This is a genomic window from Vagococcus sp. WN80Y, from assembly GCF_059621045.1.
In genome coordinates this window covers 22,676-47,337 of record NZ_JCAQHY010000175.1, presented here as the reverse complement: position 1 = coordinate 47,337, position 24,662 = coordinate 22,676, and the positions used below count along the sequence as shown (strand labels likewise).

21 protein-coding genes are annotated in these 24,662 nt (G+C 38.5%); 7 read left to right on the top strand and 14 right to left on the bottom strand.

The window, feature by feature from the left end:
* Positions 1-223 precede the first annotated feature (223 nt).
* The gene (locus AC5KOD_RS21395; protein WP_496916622.1) at positions 224-1,618 is read left to right on the top strand and encodes a PTS sugar transporter subunit IIC; all 1,395 of its coding nucleotides are present in this window, start codon (positions 224-226) and stop codon (positions 1,616-1,618) included.
* Between the two features lie 44 nt (positions 1,619-1,662).
* Positions 1,663-1,875, top strand: a complete 213-nt coding sequence (locus AC5KOD_RS21390; protein ID WP_496916621.1) for a DUF3188 domain-containing protein — start codon at positions 1,663-1,665, stop codon at positions 1,873-1,875.
* A 79-nt stretch (positions 1,876-1,954) separates the two neighbouring features.
* On the opposite strand, the gene AC5KOD_RS21385 is transcribed toward AC5KOD_RS21390, so the two are convergent.
* The gene (locus AC5KOD_RS21385) at positions 1,955-2,503 is read right to left on the bottom strand and encodes a helix-turn-helix domain-containing protein (protein ID WP_496916620.1); all 549 of its coding nucleotides are present in this window, start codon (positions 2,501-2,503) and stop codon (positions 1,955-1,957) included.
* A gap of 407 nt (positions 2,504-2,910) precedes the next feature.
* Between AC5KOD_RS21385 and hypD the strand changes: the two genes are divergently transcribed.
* The 4 genes from hypD to AC5KOD_RS21365 all read left to right on the top strand — a co-directional run bounded on the left by hypD (position 2,911) and on the right by AC5KOD_RS21365 (position 7,473).
* Entirely contained in the window at positions 2,911-5,364 is a 2,454-nt protein-coding gene (gene hypD, locus AC5KOD_RS21380) for a trans-4-hydroxy-L-proline dehydratase (RefSeq protein WP_496916619.1), read from the top strand.
* A gap of 49 nt (positions 5,365-5,413) precedes the next feature.
* Complete coding sequence (locus AC5KOD_RS21375) at positions 5,414-6,649, top strand: GGDEF domain-containing protein (protein ID WP_496916618.1); 1,236 nt, start codon at positions 5,414-5,416, stop codon at positions 6,647-6,649.
* A 44-nt stretch (positions 6,650-6,693) separates the two neighbouring features.
* Positions 6,694-6,999: a 4Fe-4S cluster-binding domain-containing protein gene (locus tag AC5KOD_RS21370; RefSeq protein ID WP_496916617.1), complete on the top strand. Its 306-nt coding sequence runs from the start codon at positions 6,694-6,696 to the stop codon at positions 6,997-6,999.
* A 117-nt stretch (positions 7,000-7,116) separates the two neighbouring features.
* Positions 7,117-7,473 carry a radical SAM protein gene (locus tag AC5KOD_RS21365; RefSeq protein WP_496916616.1) on the top strand — a complete coding sequence of 119 codons (357 nt, stop codon included), beginning with the start codon at positions 7,117-7,119 and terminating at the stop codon, positions 7,471-7,473.
* A gap of 67 nt (positions 7,474-7,540) precedes the next feature.
* On the opposite strand, the gene AC5KOD_RS21360 is transcribed toward AC5KOD_RS21365, so the two are convergent.
* From AC5KOD_RS21360 to AC5KOD_RS21335, 6 genes are all read right to left on the bottom strand, one after another.
* Complete coding sequence (locus tag AC5KOD_RS21360; protein ID WP_496916615.1) at positions 7,541-8,107, bottom strand: NADPH-dependent FMN reductase; 567 nt, start codon at positions 8,105-8,107, stop codon at positions 7,541-7,543.
* A gap of 13 nt (positions 8,108-8,120) precedes the next feature.
* A complete protein-coding gene (locus AC5KOD_RS21355) occupies positions 8,121-9,176 on the bottom strand; it encodes an LLM class flavin-dependent oxidoreductase (RefSeq protein WP_496916614.1) in 1,056 nt (351 codons plus the stop codon).
* 15 nt (positions 9,177-9,191) lie between these two features.
* On the bottom strand, positions 9,192-10,130 hold the full coding sequence (locus tag AC5KOD_RS21350) for a ring-cleaving dioxygenase (protein ID WP_496916613.1): 939 nt from the start codon (positions 10,128-10,130) through the stop codon (positions 9,192-9,194).
* 176 nt (positions 10,131-10,306) lie between these two features.
* On the bottom strand, positions 10,307-10,972 hold the full coding sequence (locus tag AC5KOD_RS21345; protein ID WP_496916612.1) for a hypothetical protein: 666 nt from the start codon (positions 10,970-10,972) through the stop codon (positions 10,307-10,309).
* A 230-nt stretch (positions 10,973-11,202) separates the two neighbouring features.
* On the bottom strand, positions 11,203-12,540 hold the full coding sequence (locus tag AC5KOD_RS21340) for a M20 family metallopeptidase (protein WP_496916611.1): 1,338 nt from the start codon (positions 12,538-12,540) through the stop codon (positions 11,203-11,205).
* A gap of 90 nt (positions 12,541-12,630) precedes the next feature.
* Positions 12,631-14,127 (bottom strand): YfcC family protein, encoded by a 1,497-nt coding sequence (locus AC5KOD_RS21335; RefSeq protein ID WP_496916610.1) that lies wholly within the window; start codon positions 14,125-14,127, stop codon positions 12,631-12,633.
* Positions 14,128-14,481: 354 nt separating this feature from the next.
* On the opposite strand from AC5KOD_RS21335, the gene AC5KOD_RS21330 reads away from it, so the two are divergent.
* Complete coding sequence (locus tag AC5KOD_RS21330; RefSeq protein ID WP_496916609.1) at positions 14,482-14,799, top strand: DUF1700 domain-containing protein; 318 nt, start codon at positions 14,482-14,484, stop codon at positions 14,797-14,799.
* A 53-nt stretch (positions 14,800-14,852) separates the two neighbouring features.
* Here the strand turns inward: AC5KOD_RS21330 and mmsB are convergent, their stop codons facing one another.
* The 7 genes from mmsB to ganS form a co-directional block, all read right to left on the bottom strand.
* Positions 14,853-16,052, bottom strand: a complete 1,200-nt coding sequence (mmsB, locus tag AC5KOD_RS21325) for a multiple monosaccharide ABC transporter permease (protein ID WP_496916608.1) — start codon at positions 16,050-16,052, stop codon at positions 14,853-14,855.
* 1 nt (position 16,053) lies between these two features.
* Positions 16,054-17,586, bottom strand: coding sequence for a multiple monosaccharide ABC transporter ATP-binding protein (gene mmsA, locus AC5KOD_RS21320; protein ID WP_496916607.1), 1,533 nt, complete (start codon positions 17,584-17,586; stop codon positions 16,054-16,056).
* A 77-nt stretch (positions 17,587-17,663) separates the two neighbouring features.
* Entirely contained in the window at positions 17,664-18,740 is a 1,077-nt protein-coding gene (gene chvE / locus AC5KOD_RS21315; protein ID WP_496916606.1) for a multiple monosaccharide ABC transporter substrate-binding protein, read from the bottom strand.
* 381 nt (positions 18,741-19,121) lie between these two features.
* Entirely contained in the window at positions 19,122-21,155 is a 2,034-nt protein-coding gene (locus tag AC5KOD_RS21310) for a beta-galactosidase (protein ID WP_496916605.1), read from the bottom strand.
* Between the two features lie 10 nt (positions 21,156-21,165).
* Positions 21,166-22,023: a galactooligosaccharide ABC transporter permease GanQ gene (gene ganQ / locus AC5KOD_RS21305; RefSeq protein ID WP_496916604.1), complete on the bottom strand. Its 858-nt coding sequence runs from the start codon at positions 22,021-22,023 to the stop codon at positions 21,166-21,168.
* Between the two features lies 1 nt (position 22,024).
* Positions 22,025-23,311 carry a carbohydrate ABC transporter permease gene (locus tag AC5KOD_RS21300; RefSeq protein ID WP_496916603.1) on the bottom strand — a complete coding sequence of 429 codons (1,287 nt, stop codon included), beginning with the start codon at positions 23,309-23,311 and terminating at the stop codon, positions 22,025-22,027.
* A gap of 61 nt (positions 23,312-23,372) precedes the next feature.
* Complete coding sequence (gene ganS, locus AC5KOD_RS21295) at positions 23,373-24,644, bottom strand: galactooligosaccharide ABC transporter substrate-binding protein GanS (RefSeq protein WP_496916602.1); 1,272 nt, start codon at positions 24,642-24,644, stop codon at positions 23,373-23,375.
* Between the last annotated feature and the right edge of the window lie 18 nt (positions 24,645-24,662).

Below are 24,662 nucleotides of genomic sequence, written 5' to 3'. Positions count from 1 at the left end.
GTAATCTATTTTACACACTTCAATAAAAATTGATAACATTATAACGTTATATTTAATAAGGAAACATAATATTAACATTGGCACAGTTCTTGCTTATATTAAGGTTAGTGCAACCGTTTTATATAACGCGGTTAACTTATTTTATGTCACATTAATATAGGAGGCTAATCAGAAAGTTAGAATCGGACTAACTCATATATTTAACTATCTAGGAGGAAGATAAATGAATGGTTTAATGAATTGGATGGAAAGGTACATATTACCTACTGCTACAAAGATTGGTTCGCAAAAACACTTAGTTGCTTTGCGTGATGCGTTTATCGCTACTATGCCTGCTACTATGGCGGGCGCTATCGCTACATTGCTTAACGCATTTTTACGTGACTTTCCACGTGACTGGGGTTACGACGGCTTCGTCGAAGCAATGGCACCAATCATCGGCGTCAATGGCTTTGTTTGGACAGGTACACTTGCAATTATGGCGGTTATATTTTCAATGACGTTGGGCTCTAATCTAGCAAAAGCATATGATGTCGATCGATTATCTGGTTCTGTCGTTTCATTAGCGGCTTTCTTTATGGGGCTTACTGACTCAGCACAAGCAGTCTTAACTTTACCAAAAGAGCTTGGCAAAGAGGCAGTTACTATTATTTCTGAGGCTGGCGGAGTCGTAGCTGTTAACGACGGTGTCCAAACAATAACTACTGGTGCTTGGGGTTACTTCAACTTTGGCAAGCATATGGGGGGATCGGGTCTATTTACAGCGATTATTTTTGGCTTTATTGCAACCATTATTTTTGCTAAATTAATGCAAAAAAATATTACAATTAAAATGCCCGATTCTGTACCACCTGCCGTTGCTAAAGCATTTGCAGCTATAATTCCAGCTGCTGTCGCTCTATATGTTGTCGGAATTATTAACTTTACCTTTACAAAAGTGACTGATCAACGCTTGATTGACTGGATCACAGAAACAATTCAAGCGCCAATGATCAATTTATCTCAAGGTTTCGGTGCTGTTATTATTATCGTTTTCATGGTTCACTTGCTTTGGTTCTTTGGGATTCACGGAACAAATGTAATGTCTCCTGTTCTACAAACCTTATATGGAACTGCCATGACTGAAAATACTAATGCGTTTCAAAGAGGCGATGCGATTCCATACAAATGGGTAGCAGGTAGTTTTGAAGCCTTTGTTTGGCCTGGTGGCGCGGGAGTTACCCTTGTTTTGATTGTCTGTGTACTGCTATTATCTAAACGTGCGGATTATCTGACAGTTGGGAAACTTTCTTTAGGACCTGGAATTTTTAACATCAACGAACCTATTATGTTTGGGATGCCAGTGGTTCTGAATCCACTCTTCATGATTCCCTTTATCTTAGCACCGATGGCAACAGCTTCAATCGCTTACGCTGCCACAATTGCCGGTTTAGTTAAACCAGTTGTGGTTAATGTGATTTGGGTTATGCCTGCTATTATTAGCGGATTTTTAGCCACAGCTGGGGACTGGCGCGCGATTGTTCTAACACTAGTCAATTTAGCTGTTGCCTTTGTCATTTGGGCACCATTTATTATTGCTGCCAACAAAATGGACCCATCATTGGGTGAAAAAGACTAAAAATAACATAATCGTTTGAAAATGAGAAAGGAGATATCTAAGAAATGATGGCAAAAAATGGATTATGTCTTATCAGCCTTGGGCTTATTCTTATTATGCTAAGCGCCAATGCAAAAACTGGCGTTTATGATGGACTAAGTCTCGTGACCGCTACCTTTCTCATTGTGTCAGGTGGTGCGCTAATGCTTTGGGATAAACGCCGAAATAAACTATCGGTTAAAACAACCACTACACAAGAAAATAAGCCTACCACTTAAAACTTATCAAAAAACAAACAAGCTTGAGGACAATTCCCCTCAAACTTGTTTGTTTTTTCGTGTGTTTATGAATTATTGGTTATAGATCGCTCGGTGTATGGACTGCAATAAATTTAACCATCTTATTCGTATAGTTGCCCCAATTATGAGGACGTGATGACAAGTAATGAGCTGAATCTCCTGGATAGAGCTGTTGCTCTGCACCATCAATAATCAAAGTCAAAATCCCTTCCAAAATATAGATAAACTCTTCTCCTTCATGTGGCGCAGCGGTTACTCGCTCTGCACTAGCACTAGGCAAAAGCTCAACTAACTTCGGCATCATCTCTTTATTATCTGGATTCGTGCTTAATGACTTATAAATATTTTGATTAATAATTCGCAAAACACTCTGATCGTAACTACGAGTAACAACTTCTTCTCTTGTCGTAGTATCATCAAAAAAATAATTAATTGAGACTCCTAAAATATCAGCAATCTTTGCCAACTGCTCAACAGCAATCGTTGTAATTCCTCGTTCAAATTGAGATAAATACCCAATAGACAAATTCGCCTGTTTACTTATATCCTTAAGAGTGTATCCACGATCTTTTCTTAATTTTTTTACTGCTTCTCCAATTGACTCCATAGCTTGCCAATACTCCTCTCGCTAATTAATTACTTTTAACGATTTAAATAATCACAAAATTTCACGCTTATAAATAAAACTATAAATGACTTTGACAAAATGTCAACTTTTGTTTAAAAATTATCAAAATTTTTCATATTAATGAAACTAAATATTGATTTTTTTTAATGATACGCTATAATAGAGCTATACAAATCAAAAAAACAAATTCCCCCTCTTAATTTATTTCACAATAATGAAATATTAATTTTAGCTTTTATTTTCTATGATGAAATTTATTTACAGACTTGCGAGGATTTAATTAGTTTCTTGACATTATTCTTAACTTTTTCACTAAACGGTTATATAATGGGGGTGACTATGCCTTTTATGACCATTTATAACCTGTTGAAGGAGGAAAATATATTATGTCACTCACACTTGAACCAGTTTTAAGGGGCTCCACTGATAGAATTAAAGCGTTGCGCCATGCAAGCGAAAATGAGTATCAAGCGTCTATTTCAACGGAGAGAGCTGTTATCATTACCGATGTTTACAAAAAGCATGAAGGAACCTGCGATATTGAAATTCTCAGAGGCCTAGCATTTAAGCAATTGATGGAGAAGCGAACACTTTTTTTCAATAAAAGGTCTTTAATTATTGGTGAAAAAGGGCATCAACCATGGGCGGCTCCAACCTTTCCTGAGCTTGCTTGCCACTCACTGGCAGACTTTGACACAATGACTGCTCGTAAAAAAGTTTCCTTTAGTGTCTCGGCTGATGACCGCCGTGTACAAGAACAGATCATCATTCCTTATTGGCAAGAACGCTCAATGATGACCCGAATTTCTAATGCACTCCCAAAAGAATGGCATCAATTACATCAAGCGGGATTATTTACAGAACCACTTTTGCAATTTGCACTAGGCCAAACTGTTGCAGATGGCAAAATTTACCAAAAAGGCTATCGCGAATTTATTTATGATATTGATCAACAGCTCCAGCAGCTTGATTTTGCCCATGATAAAAATGCCCTGACTAAACAATCGACCTTATCTAGTATGAGATTGGCTTGTGAAGGAATGATTATTATGGGACAGCGTTATGCGAGTCTGGCGAGAGAAATGGCAGCCAAAGAAAGTGATCCTACTATCAGCAAAGAGTTAACTGAGTTAGCGGATATTTGTGAGGTGGTTCCTGCTAATAAACCTCAAACCTTTAGACAAGCGATTCAAATGTATTGGTTTACTCATCTTGGAGTGACCTTAGAAACAAACAATTGGGATGCTTTTTCACCAGGTAAGCTCGATCAATATTTGGAGCCTTTTTATAAAAAAGAATTAGCTGAAGGCACGCTAAGCCGAGCAGAAGCAAAAGAACTGATTGAAAATTTGTGGATTCAGTTTAATAATCAGCCTGCCCCACCTGGCGTCAACTTAACACTCGACGGAACAGCGACTTATACTAATTTTAGCAACATCAACTCAGGGGCTTTACGAGCAGATGGCTCATCTGGTGTGAGTGAGTTGAGTTTTCTTATTTTGGAAGTCACTGATGAACTAAAACTACTTCAACCAAGTTCTAATATCCAAGTCTCTCGTAAAACACCTGAACACTTTTTATTAGAAGCAGTCAAAATCTCTCGCAAAGGATGGGGTCAACCGGCCTTTTTCAATGCCGATACTATTGTCCAACAACTTCTTAGTATGGGGATGTCACTCGATGATGCCCGCGCAAACGGTGTTGCAACTGGCTGTGTTGAAACTGGAACAGCTGGCATGGAAGCCTATACTCTAACTGGTCACCTAAACGTGCCAAAAATTCTTGAACTCGTTTTAAATGCTGGGTACGACACTTACAGTGAGTGTCAGGTAGGGTTAAATTTGGGTAATCCTCAAACTTATAAATCCTATCAGCAAGTTTACGAGGCCTTTTGCCAACAACTACAATACGTTGCAGACGTTAAACTTGCCGGAACCAACATTATCGAACGAATTCATATGACCAATATGCCAGTTCCCCTACAATCAGTTCTAACAGATGACTGTATTAGTCGAGCAACTGATTACACTCGTGGTGGTGCTCGTTATAATACAACTTCTATTCCCTGTGTCGGTATTTCAACGATTGTTGATTCCCTAGCAGTCATAAAGAAGCATCATTTTGAGGAAAAACGTTTGACGATTGCTGAACTATTAATTGCTAGTAAAGATAATTTTGAAGGGTACGATGATATTCTAGATATCGTTCGACATCATACACCAAAATATGGCAATGATGATGAGTACGCCGATGATATTTTAACCCAAGTTAATGAAAGTCTTCAAACTGCTCTTGCGAATCAAAAAACGGTCAAAGGCGCAACAACGACGGTCAGTTATATTCCGACAGTTAATCATATTCCATTTGGTCAAGCAATGGAAGCTAGTTTAAATGGGCGTTTAGCCCATGTGCCATTGCCTGATGGGATTTCTCCAGAAAAAGGCGCCGATCAATTAGGACCAACAGCAGTCATTAAATCCGCCGCTAAATTGGATCATCTAAAAACAGGCGGAACCTTACTTAACCAGAAATTTAGCCCAGCTGTAGTTGCTGGTGAAGCGGGACTTGCTCACATCTCAGCACTGATCCGTTCTTACTTTGCTATGGATGGGCATCACATTCAATTCAATGTCCTTGATAGAGAGACCTTGATTCAAGCGCAGCAGCGACCTGAAGATTATGAAAATTTGATTATTCGAGTGGCTGGCTATAGTGATTATTTCAACAATTTAGACCGATCCCTTCAAGACGAAATTATCAATCGAACAGAACAAGGCTTTCACTCAGCTAGCTCACAACCCAACTCTCAAAAAAAATTCCCTAGCATCTGGTCACTGTAAAAACAGTGACTTGAGCTAGTTTGAAATAAATCAGAAAGGAGACAGGACTATGTATAATCTATCAATCGTCAGCATTGCGCTAACCAACTTGTCTTTAATAATTGGGACTTATCTAACCTTTTACTTTGGTTTTCTCTATCTCTCTACTAAAAAAAAGGACATGACTCCCTCCTTTATGACCTACTTAGTTTTTAAACGATCCTCACTCTCAATTCTCATACCAATGGGAACCATCTTTGGATTCGTCAGCTTCATTTTATCCCTTGATCTCATTCCAATTTTTGGGGAAAATAGTGGCGTCGATATGAGCTTCGTTCTGATTTACTTTGCTGTCATTTTTGGCTCTAAACAATTGGGGTTTGTGGCATCACTTAATGTTATTAGTCTATCTATTCTTCATCAGTTATTCGGATTAAATCAAAAATTTTCTTACGAAACTATTTTACAGATTAGTGCCATACTGGTTCTTTTTACTTTAGCTTGTTTCATCAAGGATCGTCAGCTAACACTTTGGCATGCTCATCTACTATTTTTAAGTGGCTATTTTCTGATTAAACTTTTGACTTTTTCTTTTATAATGGGAACACTCGTTCAAGTACGAAGCTTTGCTGATTATTTTACTTATATCCTCATTTACAGCACTATTTTTTGCAGCTCAGCTTTTGTTATTCAGAGTGCTACAATCGTCTCCAAGGTTATGCAGAGCTATAAAGAAGCCGCAACTTTTGATAGTTTAACGAAAGTTTATAATAAGGAATCCTTTGATTTTTTATTAGACCATGTCGCTAATTCTAGCCAAAATAAGAGTAAGACCCTTTCACTTTCTATTTTAGACATTGACAACTTCAAAAGTATTAATGATACATACGGTCATCCTATTGGAAATCTAACTTTACAGTATTTGTCCAAAATTTTAACTTCTGTTGACAGCGATAAAATTCACTACGTCTGCCGACTTGGCGGAGACGAATTTGCAGTCATTCATGATCAATGTCCAGAAGATTCTGAAGCATATTTCGAAAAAGTCTTTGACTGCTTACAAAATGAACCCGTTGTTTTAGACGATCATGCCTTTTTACTAAAGATTTCAGTTGGGCTCACTCATTTTGTTCAAAGTCCAACTTTCGATATGACGACTGCTCTAAAAAAAGCAGATAGTGCCTTGTATCAAGCGAAAAAAAATGGTAAAAATCAATTAGTTGTCACCGCAAGTCAAGCTTATAATAAACGTTTCCCAAATTTTTCATTCAAAAAAAAGCTTGTAGCAGATAGACTTGCAAGTTAGCCAACGTCTAACTGCTACAATGCTTGTAAAAACGAGGTGACTAAGTGGCTACTCCTTTAATCGTAAATATTCAAAAATTTTCTGTTCATGATGGTCCAGGCATTCGCACAACTGTCTTCTTTAAGAGCTGTCCTATTCGTTGCGCTTGGTGTCACAATCCAGAAAGCCAATCCTTTCAAAACGAAACGATTTTAACAAAAGATGGCCACGAAGAAACTGTCGCCAGGGGCTATTCAATTGAAGAGCTGGTTAAAGAAATTGAAAAAGACCGAATGTTCTATGAACAATCCGGTGGCGGTGTCACCTTATCTGGCGGTGAGGTTTTGAGTCAAAATATGGTGTATCTTTAAGAGCTCGTAAAAACTCTTAAAAGTCGCGGAATTTCAGTCATTATTGACACTTGCGGCGTTGTTCCTTTTATTCATTTTGAACGACTTCTTCCTTATATCGATAGATTTCTCTATGATTTGAAATTTATTCGTTCTGCCCTACATACAAACTATACAGGAACCTCTAATCGTCTGGTTTTAGAGAATTTGAAAAAGTTAAGTGATGCTGGCGCTGCTATTGATCTGCGCCTAATTATGTTGGCTGGACTTAACGATGACGAAGAGACGATTAAGGAAACACTTAACTGGCTCCAACAAGAGGCTATCCAGTTGGTATCTGTCCACCTACTGCCCTATCACAAATTCGGTAAAGATAAATATCCGCGACTAAACAGAGCTGTGCCTCACTCTTTCTCAGCTCCCAGTTCTGAAAGATTAGCACTAATTCGCGAACGGATCAGTCACCACTATCCAGATACTTTTATTAATGAATAATCCCCATTAGTCAACGACTATTTTGCCCGTTGACTAATGGAGATTTTCACTTTTTTAGATACCTTGCTTAGAAATCATAACTTGCTTCTTTCACGGCACGCATATGTTGATACGCCTCAACTAATAAGACAGTGTCCTCTGCTAATCGTTCCAATCTAAAGACTACATCATCATTGATAATATCCTGTCTTAAAAAGTCTTTCTCTTCTATAAATACATAGGTGGGAACTAAATTCCCTTTCATATAAGATATAATAGGTTTCAACTGCTGATCGACCATTAAATAATGCTTAGCTGAGCCTGCTGTTGCAATCAAGCTAACAACCTTATCTCTAAAAGCATTAATTGGCAACAAATCAAACACATTCTTCAATGTCGCCGGAATCGACGCTTGAAAGGTCGGTGTTCCGATAATCAATGCCTCTGCTGACATAATCGTTTCTAAAACTTCTTTCGTATCCCCTTCGTACTCCCAATAATTACGACCATCACTAAATACCATGTCATAGGCTTTTAAATCAATTAGGGTTACCTCATACAATGGGTATTGTCTTTTTACTTCTGCTAGAGCCCTTTCTACAGCTATACGCGTTTTACTGCCTAATGTAGACCCCGATATTCCAACTAGTTTCATCTTGATCACCTACTTATTTTTTTGTATATTTCTTCACTTCTGGCATAATTTTTGTGGCGATCAATTCAATATTCTTTTTCAATTTATCCATAGGCACACCACCAAAATCAATTTGTGCTAAGAATCGTTGTTGACCATATAATTCATACTGATACAACAATTTTTCAATAATTTGATCGGGACTTCCTACCATCAACGCATCACGGTAATCTGTTGATTGAGCAAATTGTTGTTTTGGATAACCTCCTCCTCGAATTCGCTGCATGCCAACATTTAAATGAGGATACATCTCTCTCAACGCTTCTTGGGTGGTATCTGCAGTATAAAATAAACTAGTTGTCGCAACTGGCATCTCATTCGGTTCAAATCCACTACGCTGCAACGCCTCACGATAAGCTTCCACAGCAACTTGAAAGTTTACAGCAGGCCCTCCAAGCGTCGTCAAGGTCATTGGGATACCTGCATATCCTGCCTTAATTGCACTAGCTGGCGGCCCTCCTACAGCCCGCCAAATTGGTAAGCTACCATTCTTAGGTTGAGGAATGATTTCAGCATTAGACAACGGTGCCCGAAACTTACCTTCCCAAGTAATTTTTTCTTGCTCATTAATTAAAGCCAATAACTCCAGCTTTTCTTCAAATAATTCTTCATAATCATCTACATCATACCCAAGTAAATAATAAGCCCCGACACGAGAACCACGTCCAGCAACAATCTCCATTCGACCATCGCTAATTAAATCCAATGTAGCAAAATCTTCATAAACTCTAACAGGGTCGTGAACACTTAGAACTGTCGCTGAACTCGCTAGCTTTATCTTGCTAGTCGCCTGAGCAATCGCACCTAAAATAACCGTATGTGCTTGGCTCGTAAAGTATTCCTGATGACTTTCTCCTAAAGAAAAAACGTCTAAGCCTGCCTCTTCCGAAAATTTAGCTAACTCAATAATTTCTTCAATCCGTTGCTGATTGCTGATCCGTTGGTTAGTTAATGGGTTGGCCATATGATCTCCCAATGAGTACAGGCCAATTTCCATCCCTTTTGACTGATCAATTCTATATTTTTCCATCTCATTACCTTCTCTCTATGTTAGTGGCGCCAGCTTCGCTTCAATCTCTTGTCGTTGTGGCTCCAAAAATGGCGGTAGATCCAATTTTTTTCCTAAATCTGCTACTGTCGAATCAGCTGTAAAACCCGGTCCATCTGTTGCCAATTCAAATAAAATACTATTATGATCTCTGAAATAGAGACTCTCAAAATAAAAGCGATCTTTAATACCACTGTGGCGATAGCCAGCATCGTCAAGTAGCTGAAGCCATGTAGTCATCTCTTCAGCTTCTTTTACCCGCAAAGCTAAGTGATGAATACTTCCTGTTCCTTGCTTTTCTCGTTGCCCGCTCTGCTGCTTAATGATAATTTCACCACTCGCCTCACCTGTCACTGCTTGATAAACCGACTCAGTTGCGGTTTCTCTAACTGCTGTATAACCAAGAAGCTCCACTAACATTCTTCCAGTTAGAGCTGGCTCACGCACAGTTAATACAGCTGGTCCCATTCCTAAAATCCGGTACTCTTCTGGAACAGCTGGATGATGATAGCTTTGCCAAAAATCTGGAATAGCCTGCCCCTCATGATTCATTAAATACAAAGGCAATCCATCAGGGTCTTCAAAATAAAGTGACTCTCGGCCATTGATATACTCTAATTGACCATGCTTAACACCTAACTGATTAAAACGCTCTAGCCAAAAAACTAAACTATCATGAGAATTAACAAGTAACCCTACATGAGATATTGCATTTGACCCTGTGCGCTTTGGCTGTTGGTTCATTTCAAAAAAAGTCAGTTCAGTCCCCGGACTGCCTACTTGATCGCCATAAAAAAGATGGTACATACTTGGATCATCTTGATTAACTGATTTTTTCACACGACGCATCCCAAGTACATTTGTATAAAATTGATTATTGCGCTCTCCATCCTCAGTAAACATCGAAATATGATGATGACCTAATATTTTAGCCATTTAACTCTCTCCTCACCCTAATTACTTTACTTCTTAATGATCACTTTACTAGTAAAGTGAAAACTTTGCAATTAATATGCTTACTAAAAAGAAGTAACTAAAAAAACTTACAGTCTATACTCTAGACTGTAAGTTCCTATTACAATTAATTACTTGAAATTAGATGAGCTAAGTAATTATTTGTTTTTCTTTAATTGTTTGATTTCTTTTTCGATAGCATCGATTGCTTTACCTAAAGCTTTTTGCTCATTTTTATCACGAGATGCTTTCTTTTGGTTAACTAATTCTACCTTTTTAGCAATTAGTTCTTGGATTTTAGCTTCGTTAGAAGTTTCACTTGGTTTTGTTTCTGGAGCAGGAGTAGTTGTTGATCCACCTTGGTTTCCAGCTTTTAATGCAGCGATTTCGCGTTCGATTTCGCCAATGCGAATACCTAGAGCTTGTTGCTCACGCCAGTCAGTTGAAACTTTTTTCTTAGCAATTACTTCTTGTTTTTCTTTGATTAATGCTTCAATTTGTTGAGCAACTGTTAATTCACCAGCGTTTTCTGAACTTGAGTTTCCAGTGTTACCTGTGTTAACACCAGCTTTAAGTGCAGCAATTTCACGTTCGATTTCGCCGATACGAATTCCTAAAGCTTTTTGCTCGCGCCAGTCAGTTGAAACTTTTTTCTTAGCAATTACTTCTTGTTTTTCTTTAATTAACGCATTGATTTTATCTGCATTGCTTGAAGAACTAACTTTAACTGCTGCATCAGCTTCAACTGAACCAGCTACTGCTCCTGCACTTGCGATTGATAAAACTGCTCCTGCCACTAATAAACCTTTAAGTACTTTATTCATTTTATATAGCCTCCATAAATGTTTGTTTTTCCCTCTTACTATTATTCTATTGAGTATTCTCTTATGAACAATAGCAGCTGGTACCCTTACTATAAACGCTCTAACTAAATAAGTCAACTACTATTTTATTAACAATAGTAAATTATTTTTAACGACCCTTATTTATCAACGTTTTAAGAAAAAAAAGAGAGAAACTTTTTTTCGTCTCTCTCTATTTTTTATATAATGACTTACTTCTTACCACATAATCTATAAATTGCTTCCGCGTATATTTCCATCGTTTTTTCCATTTCTGCTAACTGCCAAGTTTCATTCGGTTGATGCATCGTATCCTTAGTTGATTCAAACATCGCTCCAAACGCTACACAGTTAGTCATCGTCCGAGCAAAAGTCGCGCCTCCTGAAATTTGTGGGTCACGCATATCCCCTGTCATATCACGATAAGCACTTAACAAGGTCGTCACCAGTTCAGAATCAACTGGAACATATAAAGAATCTAAAAAGTCATGCTGCTCGTAAACTAGTCCGTAAGTTTCGCTGGCTTCTTTTAATTTCTCCTCAACCTCAATTTTTTTAATTGTAACTGGAATCCGAATATCAATCCCAATTTTTGTTTCAGCCTCATTAATCTCAACTGTAGCCGCATTAAATGTCAAAGCACCTGAAGCTTCATCTCTCATTTCACCTAAAACACTTGTCCCATTAGCATCAGCCTTAACTAGCTTCCCTAAGAAATTCACTCCCTGATGATCATAACAGGCGCTCATGGCCTCAGCTAATCGTGTATTAGCATTTATCCCTTGAGGAGCATCTTTTGAATGAATAGACTTGCCCTTAACAAATAATTGGTTATCCTGTTCGACAAAATCATAGCCTAATCGACTTAACTCCGTACTTACTTCAGCTACTTTATCACCTGAATAGACTGCTGTATCTGCCACTACATTTAAAGCTGAGCCGCCTTTAAATGTAAAATCGCTACTGCCTTTACCAGTCAAATACACTTGTAAAAGTCCTTTTTCAGCATAGATCACTGGAAATTGAGCATCAGGGGCAATTCCCATATCGATCCCTTTTTCTTTTTTATGGTACTGTTCCATACAGCGCCATAAATTCTCCTCATCTGTCCCAAAAATAAACCGAATTTTTTTATCAAACTCAACACCCGCATCCATCAACGCCTTAACCGCGTAAAGAGCTGCAACCGTCGGCCCTTTATCATCCTGAACCCCACGACCAACAATTGCTTCATTTCTGATCGTGGCCTCAAAAGCCGGAGTTTCCCATAGACTTTCATCGCCTGCAGGTACAACATCCATGTGACAAAGAACACCGAAAACTTCTGTTCCCGCGCCAACTTCAGCGTAGCCATAATAACCATCAGGATCAATATAGGTTGAGAATCCTTGTTCTGTGAAAATTGCTAAGCACTCTTTCAAGCTATCTAATACATCTTGCCCAAATGGTGCTCCTGCAACAGCCTCTTGCAAATAAGAAGGCACGCTCACAAGTCGTTGCAAATCTTTAATTGCCTGTTCCTTATGTGCTTCTGTAATAAATTGTTTCATCAGTCTCACCTTTCTTCAGATCGCCAATACATCACTAAGCAATCTCATTTAGCAAATTTTTATTTTTACAAACCATTCATTCTTACTTAACTATATTAGCGCTAAAATAGCAAGATAGACACATGTTATGACAAAAATAATTGCCATTAACTTGGTCACAAATTTAAACCAGACTCTTAAATCAGTGTGAGCAATAGTAACTGCCCCCATCACAATCGCTGAGGTTGGCGTAATTAAATTCGCCCAACCAGAGGCAGCTTGATAAGCAGTAATAATCACATTTTTTGACACACCCGCAAAATCTCCCATCGGTCCGATTATTCCCATCGTTGCCGCTGCTAAACCAGAAGTCGAAGGGATAAGAAAAGACATTGGGATGTAGAATATATAAGCTAAAACAGCAAAAACACCTGAGGAAAGGTTTTTCAAGCCCGACTCACCTAAGTGTAAAATTGTCGCAGTAATAGCACCATCGTTCATAACAACTTGAATCCCTTTAGCAACTGCTACCACAATCGCCACCCCAACAAATTCACCTGTCCCCTCTAAAAACGTACCGATAAATTCTTTTTCTGACATGCCATAAAAAAAGGCAATGACAATCGACATGGCTAACATAAGCATCGTAATTTCACCAAAATACCATGTTCCTAGTGGTGCCATGTCTTTCCCTAAAAAAGCACCAAGGACAGGGATGTTAGTCAACCAATCTGCAAGTGACTCAAAAATGGTCCAATTTGGATTGATTGTTGACCATGGAACCAAGCCGACAATTAAGATAACAAAGGTCGTCACAAATAATAATAAAACTTGTTTTTGTTTCTTGCTAATATCTTGAATATCATCCATATCAATTTTGAATCGCTCTAAATCTGTTTCCCGTTGCTCATATAAAAGCGAATTTTTCGGATCTGCTTCAACTTTCTGAGCATAACGATACACATAAATAATACTAACCGTTAATAAGATGACCAATAGGATAATCCGTGACAGAAGCCCCTCACCCGGACTGATTCCTAAGATACCTGAAGCCACACCTGTTGAAAACGGATTGACCGTTGATGCTAGACACCCAATTTGTGAGCCAATCAAAGGCACTGCGATCGCCACCACTGAGTCAAATCCAACAGCTAGCATAACTGGAATTAGAAGTGGATAGAACGCCAACGTCTCCTCGGCTAAACCAAATGTCGTGCCACCAATCGCAAAAATTATCATCAAAATTGGAATCAATGATTTTTCTTTCCCTTTACGACTTTTAATAACTGAAGCGACTCCTGCATCGAAGGCGCCTGTTTTATTAACAATTCCTAGCAAGCCACCAATAAATAAAATAAATAACGAAATTTCAATTGCCCCACCAGTGGTTTCATTTCCCACCATACCTATGATAGGTGCCATAAACACATCCCATAGCCCCTGTGGCTGACTGGCAATCCGCTCATAAGTTCCAGCGATGTAATTACCTGTTTCTTCGTTAACTTGATACTGTCCAGCTGGAACAATCCAAGTTAAAATAGCAATAACTGCAATAATAATAAATAACACCGTGTACGCAGAGGGCATTTCAAACTTTTTCTTACTCATTACACACTCTCCTCTATCCTCGATTGACACTCCCTAATTTAGTCACACATTAACTAGAAAAAGGGAACTGCTTGAAGCACTTACATAACACGCTACTGATACATAACCCCTAATTCTCGTTCACCTCTTTTCTTATCTATAGTTTATCATCTCTCTCAGATAGAGAACGCTTGAATGGTAAAACTATCATAAATCAGCTGTTATCTTTAATTGTGATTTAATCTGTCTATGACGTCGCTGAGATTACTCCCTGACTAAAAGACTAGGTTCAACTCCGACCTCAGTCTGATGCCACGCTCTCATTCCCATGATAAACTTAGTTCATAAGTTAATAACACATTGGAGGAAACACCTATGAGAAAAGTAAATATTTTTGCCGCAATCGGATTGTTCTTTTTTAATTTAGTCGTAATGTTGGGAGCTATTATCACAGTTTATGCCGTCCTTGCGAGTGCTTGGATTAGCTTCATCGCCTTTATAGCGTCACCAGCCTTGATTGTCGGAGCATCATTGATGGGCTTACAAGCTATAACGCCGTTTAATCTTGTATTATCAATCGTTTTGGCGAGTGTCGCTTTTATCAGCTATCCATTATTAAAAAGCATTTCAGCAGTTATATTTACCCTTTCAAAACACTATATTGATTTCAATAGAAACGCAATTTATTATTAAACAGGAAAAAAAGAGCCGAAAACCATATGCTGGTTTTTGGCTCTTTTTTTGTTTTAACTTGCTTTATTCTTATTATAAATATCAAATGCTACTGCAAAAAGTAAGACTAATCCTTTAATGGCTTGCTGCCAGTCAACACCAATTCCCATTAAAGACATACCATTATTGAGGATCCCCATAACTAACCCACCAACAATAGCGCCTAAAACAGTACCAACGCCTCCATAAGCAGATGCCCCACCAATGTAACAAGCCGCAATCGCATCCAACTCAAACCCATTACCCGCTGTTGCTGTCGCGGCGTTCAATCTTGCCGAAAAGATCAGACCTGCGATTGCTGATAGAACGCCCATATTGATAAACATCCAAAACTTCATTTTTTTAGTTTTTATCCCAGACAACCCCGCCGCTTTTTCATTACCACCAGTTGCATAGACATAACGCCCAATTGTCGTTTTATTCGTCACAAACCGGTAAATCATGATTAACACAGCTAAAATAATTAATACATTTGGAAACCCTTCATATGATGCCATTATGTAAGTGAACCATCCTAGAATTGCTAATACTAAAATATTCTTTACTACAAATAAACTCATTGACTCTGTCTCAAATCCATAGGTTAGTTTCTTTTGACGATCCTTAAAATTAAAGAAAATAAACACAACCCCAATAAGTACACCCACAAGTAGAGAAAACAAGTGAATCGTACTACCACCAAATAAATCTGGAATAAAGCCAGAACTAATCATCTGAAAATTCTTAGGAAACGGTGCTAACGATTTTCCATCTAACACAACAATCGTTAAGCCTCTAAAAATCAGCATTCCCGCTAATGTTGCGATAAATGCTGGCACTTTCACATAAGCTACCCAAAACCCTTGAAACGCGCCAATCGCTGCTCCAACAAGTAGGCATAAAAAGATTGCTAATGATGTTGGCAAACCCATTTTTATCGTAAAGATAGCTGATAACGCCCCAACAAAGGCCGTGATGGAACCGACTGATAAGTCAATGTCACCAAGTATAATCAGTAAAACCATCCCAATTGCCAAAATTAAAATGTAACTATTTTGTAAAATAATGTTTGTAATGTTCAAGGGACGAAGCAATACGCCATCTGTCATCACTTGAAAAGCAATCATAATTACAACTAAAAAGAAATACATACTATATTTTTGGAAACTGCCTTTTACCAATTCCCAGATATTTTCATTTCCCTGTTTCTTTTTCGCGACACTTTTTTCTGCCATGTTAAACCCCTACCTTACTTGTCATATATGCCATTAATTTTTCTTGATCGGCCTCTTCTTTAGTAAATTCACTCGTCAATCGTCCTTCATTCATTGTATAAATGCGATCGCACATTCCTAAAATTTCCGGTAATTCCGATGAAATAATACAAACCGCTTTGCCTTCCTTAGCTAATTCTTGAATTAGCATGTAGATCTCATACTTAGCCCCCACATCAATTCCCCGTGTTGGCTCATCTAAAAATAAGACATCTGGTTGCGATAACATCCATTTAGCTAAAACGACTTTCTGCTGATTTCCCCCACTTAAACTTTCAACTGGTTGAAAAATGCTGTTACTTTTAATGTTGATTTTCTTCTTATAATATTCCGCATTTTTAATCTCTTCATTTTGATTAATCACTGTGTGTTTAGCAATTTTATCTAAGCTGGCCATCGATATATTCTGATTAATACTTTCCATTAAAACAAGACCATTTCCTTTGCGGTCTTCGGTAACATAGGCTAATCCACTATCAATAGCCTGCCTTACATTGTTCAACTTGACTTCTACTCCAGATTTAATCACTTTTCCTGATATTCTAGCCCCATAGGATTTTCCAAAAATACTCATCGCCAGTTCTGTTCGGCCTGCGCCCATTAGCCCTGCAATGCCAATAATTTCTCCTTTTTTGATATGAAAGTTTACATTATCTACTACTTTTCTATCTTGATGAAGTGGATGGTAGACGGACCAATCCTTAACCTCAAAATAAGTCTCACCAATTTGCGGGAGATAATCAGGGTATCGATTATCCAAGTCACGGCCAACCATTCCCTTAATTATCCGATTTTCATCCACTTGATTCGTTACTTTATCCAATGTCTCAATCGTTTGTCCATCTCGAAGAATTGTAACCGAGTTAGCTATCTCCATAATTTCATTTAATTTATGGGAAATGATGATGCATGTGATGCCTTGTTTTTGAAATTCTAACAATAAGTGCAATAAATTTTGGCTGTCATCTTCATTTAAAGCGGCTGTTGGTTCATCTAAAATCAATATCTTAACGTCCTTCGCAATTGCTTTAGCAATCTCAACTAGCTGCTGTTTACCAACGCCTATATCTGTTACTAAGGTCTCAGGATTTTCTGATAAGCCAACAATATCCATCAGATTTTTAGCTTTTTGTTTTGTCGCAGACCAATCAATAATTCCTCTAGATGCCATTTCATTTCCTAAAAAAATATTTTCTGCAATAGATAAATAGGGAATCAACGCAAGCTCTTGATGAATAATAACGATTCCTTGATTTTCACTATCCTTGATTGTTTTGAAATCACATTGTTGATCCTCAAAAATAATGTCACCTGTATACTCACCTTTTGGATAGACCCCACTTAACACTTTCATTAGGGTCGATTTTCCCGCACCATTTTCTCCACATAAAGCATGAATTTCTCCGCGTTTCACCTTGAAATTAACATTATTCAGTGCTTTTACACCAGAAAATTCCTTAACAATTCCTTTCATCTCTAGAATCGTTTCGTTCATCCTATACACCCTCTCACTAGCAACAATTAACAGAGAAGCAAACCACATTACTTCTCTGTCTACTTTTTAACGTATGATTACTTCACGTCTGCCTCTTTCAAATAACCACCATCAATTAGCAACTCTTGGTACGTATCTTTCGTCACCACTTCTGGTGTTAACATATATGTTGGAACTACTTTCGAGTTATTATCGTACGTTTCTTTGTCATTTACCTCTACTTCTTCACCTTTCAAGATTTGATTTACCATATCAGCTGCGACTTCCGCTAGTTTTTGAGTATTCTTGAAGACCGTCATCGTTTGCTCGCCAGTAATAATTGATTTGACTGAAGCTGCTTCTGCATCTTGCCCAGTTATAATTGGCATTGGACGATCTGTCGCTCCATATCCCACGCCTTTCAGCGAAGAAATAATTCCCATCGCAACTGCATCATTCGGTGCTAATACAGCATCTACAACTTCCTTTGTATAATGAGCACTTAACAAATTGTCCATCCGTGACTGAGCTGTTGCTCCGTCCCAGTTCTTAGTTGCAACCTTGTTAAACTCTAATTGTTTACTTTGAACGACTAACTTCCCTTCTTCAATAAAGGGATTTAAAATGGACATTGCACCATCATAAAAGAAGCGAGAGTTGTTATCGTCAGGTGCCCCACCAAAAATTTCAATATTGAATGGCCCTTTTTGATTAGCTAAATCTAAGCTTTCAGCAATAAATTCTCCCTGTAAAACCCCAACTTGAAAATTATCAAATGTTGCATAATAATCAATACCATCTGCATTCATAATCAAGCGATCATAGGCGATTACAGGAATTTCTTGCTTTTTGGCCTTATCTACTACATCAGTCAGCGCCTCGCCATCTATCGAAGCGATTACAATAACATCCACACCTTTAGTAATCATATTCTCAATTTGAGATACTTGCGTTGGTACGCTATCTTGGGCATACTGAATGTCAATTTTATAGCCCTTATCTTCTAATTGCTTGACCATGTAGTTCCCATCTTTTTCCCATCTCTCCAACGCTTTAGACGGCATGGCAATACCAACTGTTTTACCAGCCCCTTTGTCTTTACTTGATCCACAGGCCGCTAATAGAAAAACCGCCATAACCATAACCACTGTGACTAGTAATTTCTTAACTCTCATTTTCTTTTCCCCTTTTCTACTTTGCTTATTTTTACTTGTATTAAGTAACTCGTTATATGAGGTAATACCTAGCTTTCTACCTCACATTTTCCACTTCAACTCCACTCTCACTTTCCATCTTCCTGTGTGACTAAAATCCACCACAGGTTAAATAGTACGTTAAACTAACTATGAATTATCATAAACTATCAACTGAAAACTGTCAAGCGCTTTCAATCATTTAATTTGTTATTTTAACGGACAGATTTAAAATAACAGTGTAACGCTTTCATTAACCTCAGTTTCAGCGCATAAATAAAAACCAACATAAGAAGATAATTTCTCCTAAAGAAATCTCAGCTTTACGTTGGTTTTAGTGATTATCAAATAACTATTCAACCTTTACACTTTTAACACACGTACACCATATGGCGCCAACAACAAGTTACCAGAAAGCCTGCCGCCAGTTATTAAATCAGTATAGCTCTCTTTCAATACTAACGTCTGACTAGTTTCAGAGAAATTCATCACAAAATAATAGGTGTGCGTCGCATCTTGACGACTTTGAATTGAAATCTCAGGATGAGGCTCTACAGCAATACTTTCAGATACATTCAGAGTGGCCATTATCTCCTCGTAAACCTGTTCAAGTAGCGCGTCACTACGAGCTCCGATAAAGTAAGCCTCTCCTGCGCCCCACTTGTTTCGAGTAACTGCTGGCGTTCCCTGATAAAATTCGCTGGTATAAACACCTTGTGACTCGGCCGAACCTAAAGTCACCCTTGAACAATAATCTCGAGCAAGAAACAGATTCTCACCATAGCTGAACGTCACTTGATCTTTCGGATAAAGAACATCGGTTTCTACCATATTGATCCCAAATAGCTCTTGCAGCTCTGACGGCCAGCCACCTAAATAAGCTAGATCAGATTGATCTACATAGCCTGTTAAATAAGTCGAAACGAGTCGCCCTCCCCCTTCAACAAACTCTTTAAATTTCAGCATTGTTTCCTCGCGTATCAAGTACATCATTGGAGCAATCAGTAACTCATACTTACTAAAATCTTGATCAGGTGTTATCACGTCAACGCTAATATCATGATTCCAAAAAAAGCGATAGTGTTCCTGTAGAGTTTGCGGATACCGCTTGGATGCTTGAGAAAAGCCTTGAGCATCATTTAACGCCCAGTTAGTTTCCCAGTCATAAATAATCGCTACCTTCGCTTCTTTTTGCGTCCCTCGAACCTCTTTAATATCTGTTAAGACTGCGCCAACCTCTTGAACATCTTGAAAAACACGATTCGTCGTAGCATTATCATGATCGATGACCGCTCCGTGGAATTTCTCTGAAGAACCACGAGATTTGCGCCACTGAAAATAAAGATTACTATCTGAGCCATGGGCGATAAACTGCAACGAAGATAATAAGTGCATACCTGGACGTTTTGTCTTATTTACATCATGCCAATTCACCCCACTAGGTGTTGACTCCATAATTAAAAATGGCTGCTGCTTCAAGCTACGATACAAGTCATTGATAAACCCTACCTTACTTGCTAAATCAGCCGTAGTTTCCCAGTCATTGTGCCAAGCTGGATAACAATCCCAGCTAACAACATCTACGTGCCGAGCAAATTTACTATAATCCAAGCTTTGAAAAGGAATCAAATCATGGGTGTCTGCCATAAAATTGGTTGTAATGGGTACTTCTGGTGTTAGTTTTCTTAAAGGCGCTGCTTCTGTTTCAAAAAAATCAATTGTTTGATCCGTTACAAATCGTTTCCAATCCAGATTCAAGCCATGAACCATCGATTCACCAATCGATGACGGTGACTCAATTTGCTCCCATGCCGTCAGTGTGTGACTCCAAAATGGCCCCCACCAAGCATGATTCAAAGCATCTAATGTCTGATACTTCGCCTTAAGCCAGATTCTAAAATTCGCCTGACACAGCTCACAATGGCACTCCCCTGAGTATTCATTGGAAACATGCCACATCAGTAAGGCAGGATGATTCCCATAACGCTCGGCCAATTTTTGATTAATTGCCGCACTTTTCTCTCTGTATACAGGTGATGAAAAACAATGATTATGGCGACCACCATGCCTTTGCTTTTCGCGTCGTTCATTCGTTCTTAAAACCTCTGGATATGCCTTTGATAACCAGGCTGGTCTAGCTGCACTCGGTGTCGCTAAAATAACATTACCACCATTGGCCGCGATATCATCAATAACCTTATCTAACCACTCAAACTGATACTGTCCTTCTGCTGGCTCAAGGGCACTCCAAGCAAATATTCCCACAGAGAAAGTATTGGTATTCGCCTGCTTCATTAGCTTCAAATCATCAGCTAAAATTTCTGGATACGCCAACCACTGATCAGGATTATAATCACCTCCGTGGAAAAAATAGTTTTGCTGTTCATATCTGTTCATCTAACTCATCCTATCCTTTAGTTCCACCGGCTGTCAGCCCTGAAACAAAATGTTTTTGTAATAATAAAAAGACAAAAGCCACAGGAATACTGATTAAAATTGCGCCTGCTGCAAAGGTTGTATAGCTTGCTCCCATCTTATCCGTAACTAACTTATACAGACCGATTGGCAACGTATAATACTCAGGATTTCTCAACAATACCGAAGACAAGGCAAAGTCACCTAAGGGCCCTGTAAATCCGTTCATTGCGACAACTGCTAACATTGGTCGCGATAATGGTAAGAGGATTTGCAAAAAAATCCGTGTATTGCTCGCACCATCAATCTTCGCACTCTCATCTAAATCAAGGGGAATCGAATCAAAATACCCCTTCATCAAATACGTATTCATCGGAATTTGTCCACCAACATAAATTAAAATTAGTAACCAGTGGCTATTAATCAAACCTAACATTTGCGCCAAAACAAAAATGGCGATCAATGCTGAAAATTGAGGTATCATCTGTAAAAGTAAAAATAGCATTAGACCATTTTTACGCCCTGTAAAGCGAAAACGAGAAAAAGCATAGGCTGTAAATGACACACAAATCAGCGATAAGCCCATCGTCAGCACACTAATTTTTAAGGAATTCAAATACCACTGCTTATACAACAAGGTGCCCTCCCCAGCAAACAACCGAGAATAGTGTCCCATAGTTGGATTTTTGGGAATTAAACTAGTGCTAACTAAACTATTTCCCGGATTAAAGCTTGCCCCAACAGTCCATAAAAGAGGATAAATTATCACCACACACATAACCACTAGCAATAAATAAGTAAAAAACAATCTAACCTGTCGCTGTCTTTTTATACTTGATCCGTGTGACATACTATACCTCCTCCTTAAATGAATTAGTCCGTCTAAACTGCCATAAGGCAATACCGATAACCACGACAGATAATAAAATAGTTAAAGCAGCCGCTAGCGCGTACTGACTGTTTTGCATGGTTAATTTGTAGATCCATGACACCAAAATATCCGTTCCTCCCGCTGTAGAGCCTGGTACTGCGGGCCCACCTGCATTAAATAAGTATATAATATTAAAGTTATTAAAATTAAAGGTATATTGAGTGATAATAATTGGTGCCATTGCATAAAGAATCAACGGTAGTGTAATCGACTTAAATTTCTGAAACGCCGAAGCACCATCAATTGTAGCCGCCTCATACAAATCGTCAGGAATAGACTGCAACGTTCCCGTCGTGACGATAAAAATATAAGGGAAACCAAGCCAAGTCTGAATCATCAATAATGCTAGTCTAGTCCAATTAACACTTGTCAACCACGGAATTGACTTAATACCTAAAAAAGCCAAAATCGAGTTATTTATCGCACCAAAACTATCATTAAACATCCCAGCAAAGATTAAAATAGTCACAAATCCTGGCACGGCCCACGGCAATACTAAAATCGTCCGAAAAAACTTTTTAAAACGAAGCTCTTTTTGATGAACAACCACCGCCAAAAAAACACCAACTGACACTTGTAAGGTGGAGGCCACTAAAGTCCAAATAACCGTCCAGCCCAAAACATTGAAAAAGGTGGTTCGCCAAATATCGACAGTAAAAATCTTTTTAAACGTTGCCAAACCTACCCAATTAGCCAGATTAGCTGGCGCCGAATGATACAAATCATAATTAGTAAATGCCAAGCTAATACTAAACAATATCGGAAAAATAACCGAAAAAACAAGTAAAATAAACGCTGGGCTTGTAATTAAATAAGGGTACCCTTCTGTCAACAAAGCCTGATAGGTTTCTTTTATTGAACTAACTTGAAGCCCTTGGTCCCGTTGTTGACCATTTCGATAAGCATCCCTTAAGTTTAAGTAATAAAAAAATAAACCAAAACTGATCACAATCAATGCAATTAGCCCTTCAGCAAGCAAAAAAATCGAGTTATCACGAGGGACTTTCACCCCTAATGTCACAATTCCCCACAGCCCCATATTGATGATATCCTTAAAGACAATCACATACATCACAAAAAAGAAAAGAAATAGCAGTCCCTTTACCTTTTGTCGATTATAAATCTGACCGCCCCCTGGAATGAGTGACAATAACATGGCTTTTTTGGCATGCTCCGTTGATAGTTTACTACTCGTCTTATTCTCCATCCTTCTGTTCCTCGTTCTTTCTTAAAAGAATAGGCGGTTGTCAATAAACCGCCCTTTCTGCTTAATTTTCAGTTGCTTCAATGGCTGATTTAATTTGATCTACTGCTGAAGTCAACGCTTCTTTAGGTTTACCTTTACCTGTCGCTATTGTTTGTAAAGCAGCATCAACAGGCTTCCAAACAGAATTCATTGCCGTAATTCCTGGTGTTAATTCAGCATGTTGTGACTGAGTAGCGATTGCCATAGCTGTTTCGCTTTCCATCACAACTGGATCTTCCGAGAGAGCTTTAACAGCTGGAACTTCTTGAGTTTTTTCATATCTTACCTTGGAATTTTCTTCATTGGCAATAAACTCAACAAATTTTTGAGCCAACTCTGGCTCCTTACTATAAGAGCTGACATTATAACTCTTTACACCAATGAAAGAGCTCATTGGTTTGCCATTACTTAAGGTTGGTAGAGCCATTACGCCATAATCAATCCCCGCTTCTTTATAAGGCTCTATGTTCCATGGTCCAGAGATAACAGCCGCAGCTTTGCCTTCTGTAAACAACGAATCTAGTACGTTAATTCCCTGCTCGCCAATAAGTCCTGTCGGGAAAACTCCTGCTTCATAAAAAGATTGAATATACTCAGCTCCTTCTATTGCCCCTTTGTTAGCAAGTCCAATATCAGATGGGTCATAATTTCCTTTAGCATCCTGCTTAAATACATAACCACCATACCCACTCATAACCCCTTGGGCATAGTAAATTTGATCCCATAAAGCAAGTAGTCCATAACGATCTTTCGTCGTTACTTCCTTCGAATAAGCCAACCATTCATCTGTATTTTTAGGTAATTTGTCTTCCGTAATCAATGCCTTGTTGTAATACAAAATAGTTGTCTCAACTGCTTTTGGTAAACCATAAACTTTGTCGTCTACTACTTGAGAATTCATCGCTGACTCAGTATAAATATCTGTGATATCTTTTCCAACCGTCAACTCTTTCAACAGCCCCTCGGTCACAGATGTCCCAATCTGGTCGCCAGGAATCGTAATCACATCTGGCCCTGTCCCAGCAGGTCCATCTAAACGTAAATCTTCAATTTGTTTTCCATAGGCCTTTTCAACCACTTTTATCGTCACATCATTTTTTTCTTCAAACGCTTTAACAGCGTCTTTGATTCCCTCTGATTTACTTTGGTCTTCCCACACAAGTAAATCGTACTCCTTACTCGAGCCTTTTTTTGTCGCTGAATCGGCTTTTCCGCTACTATCTTCACTTGGCCCACATCCTGCTAGTCCTAAAACTAGCCCACTTAATAACAACAAACTTGAAATTTTTTTCATTTCCTTTTCCACCCTTCC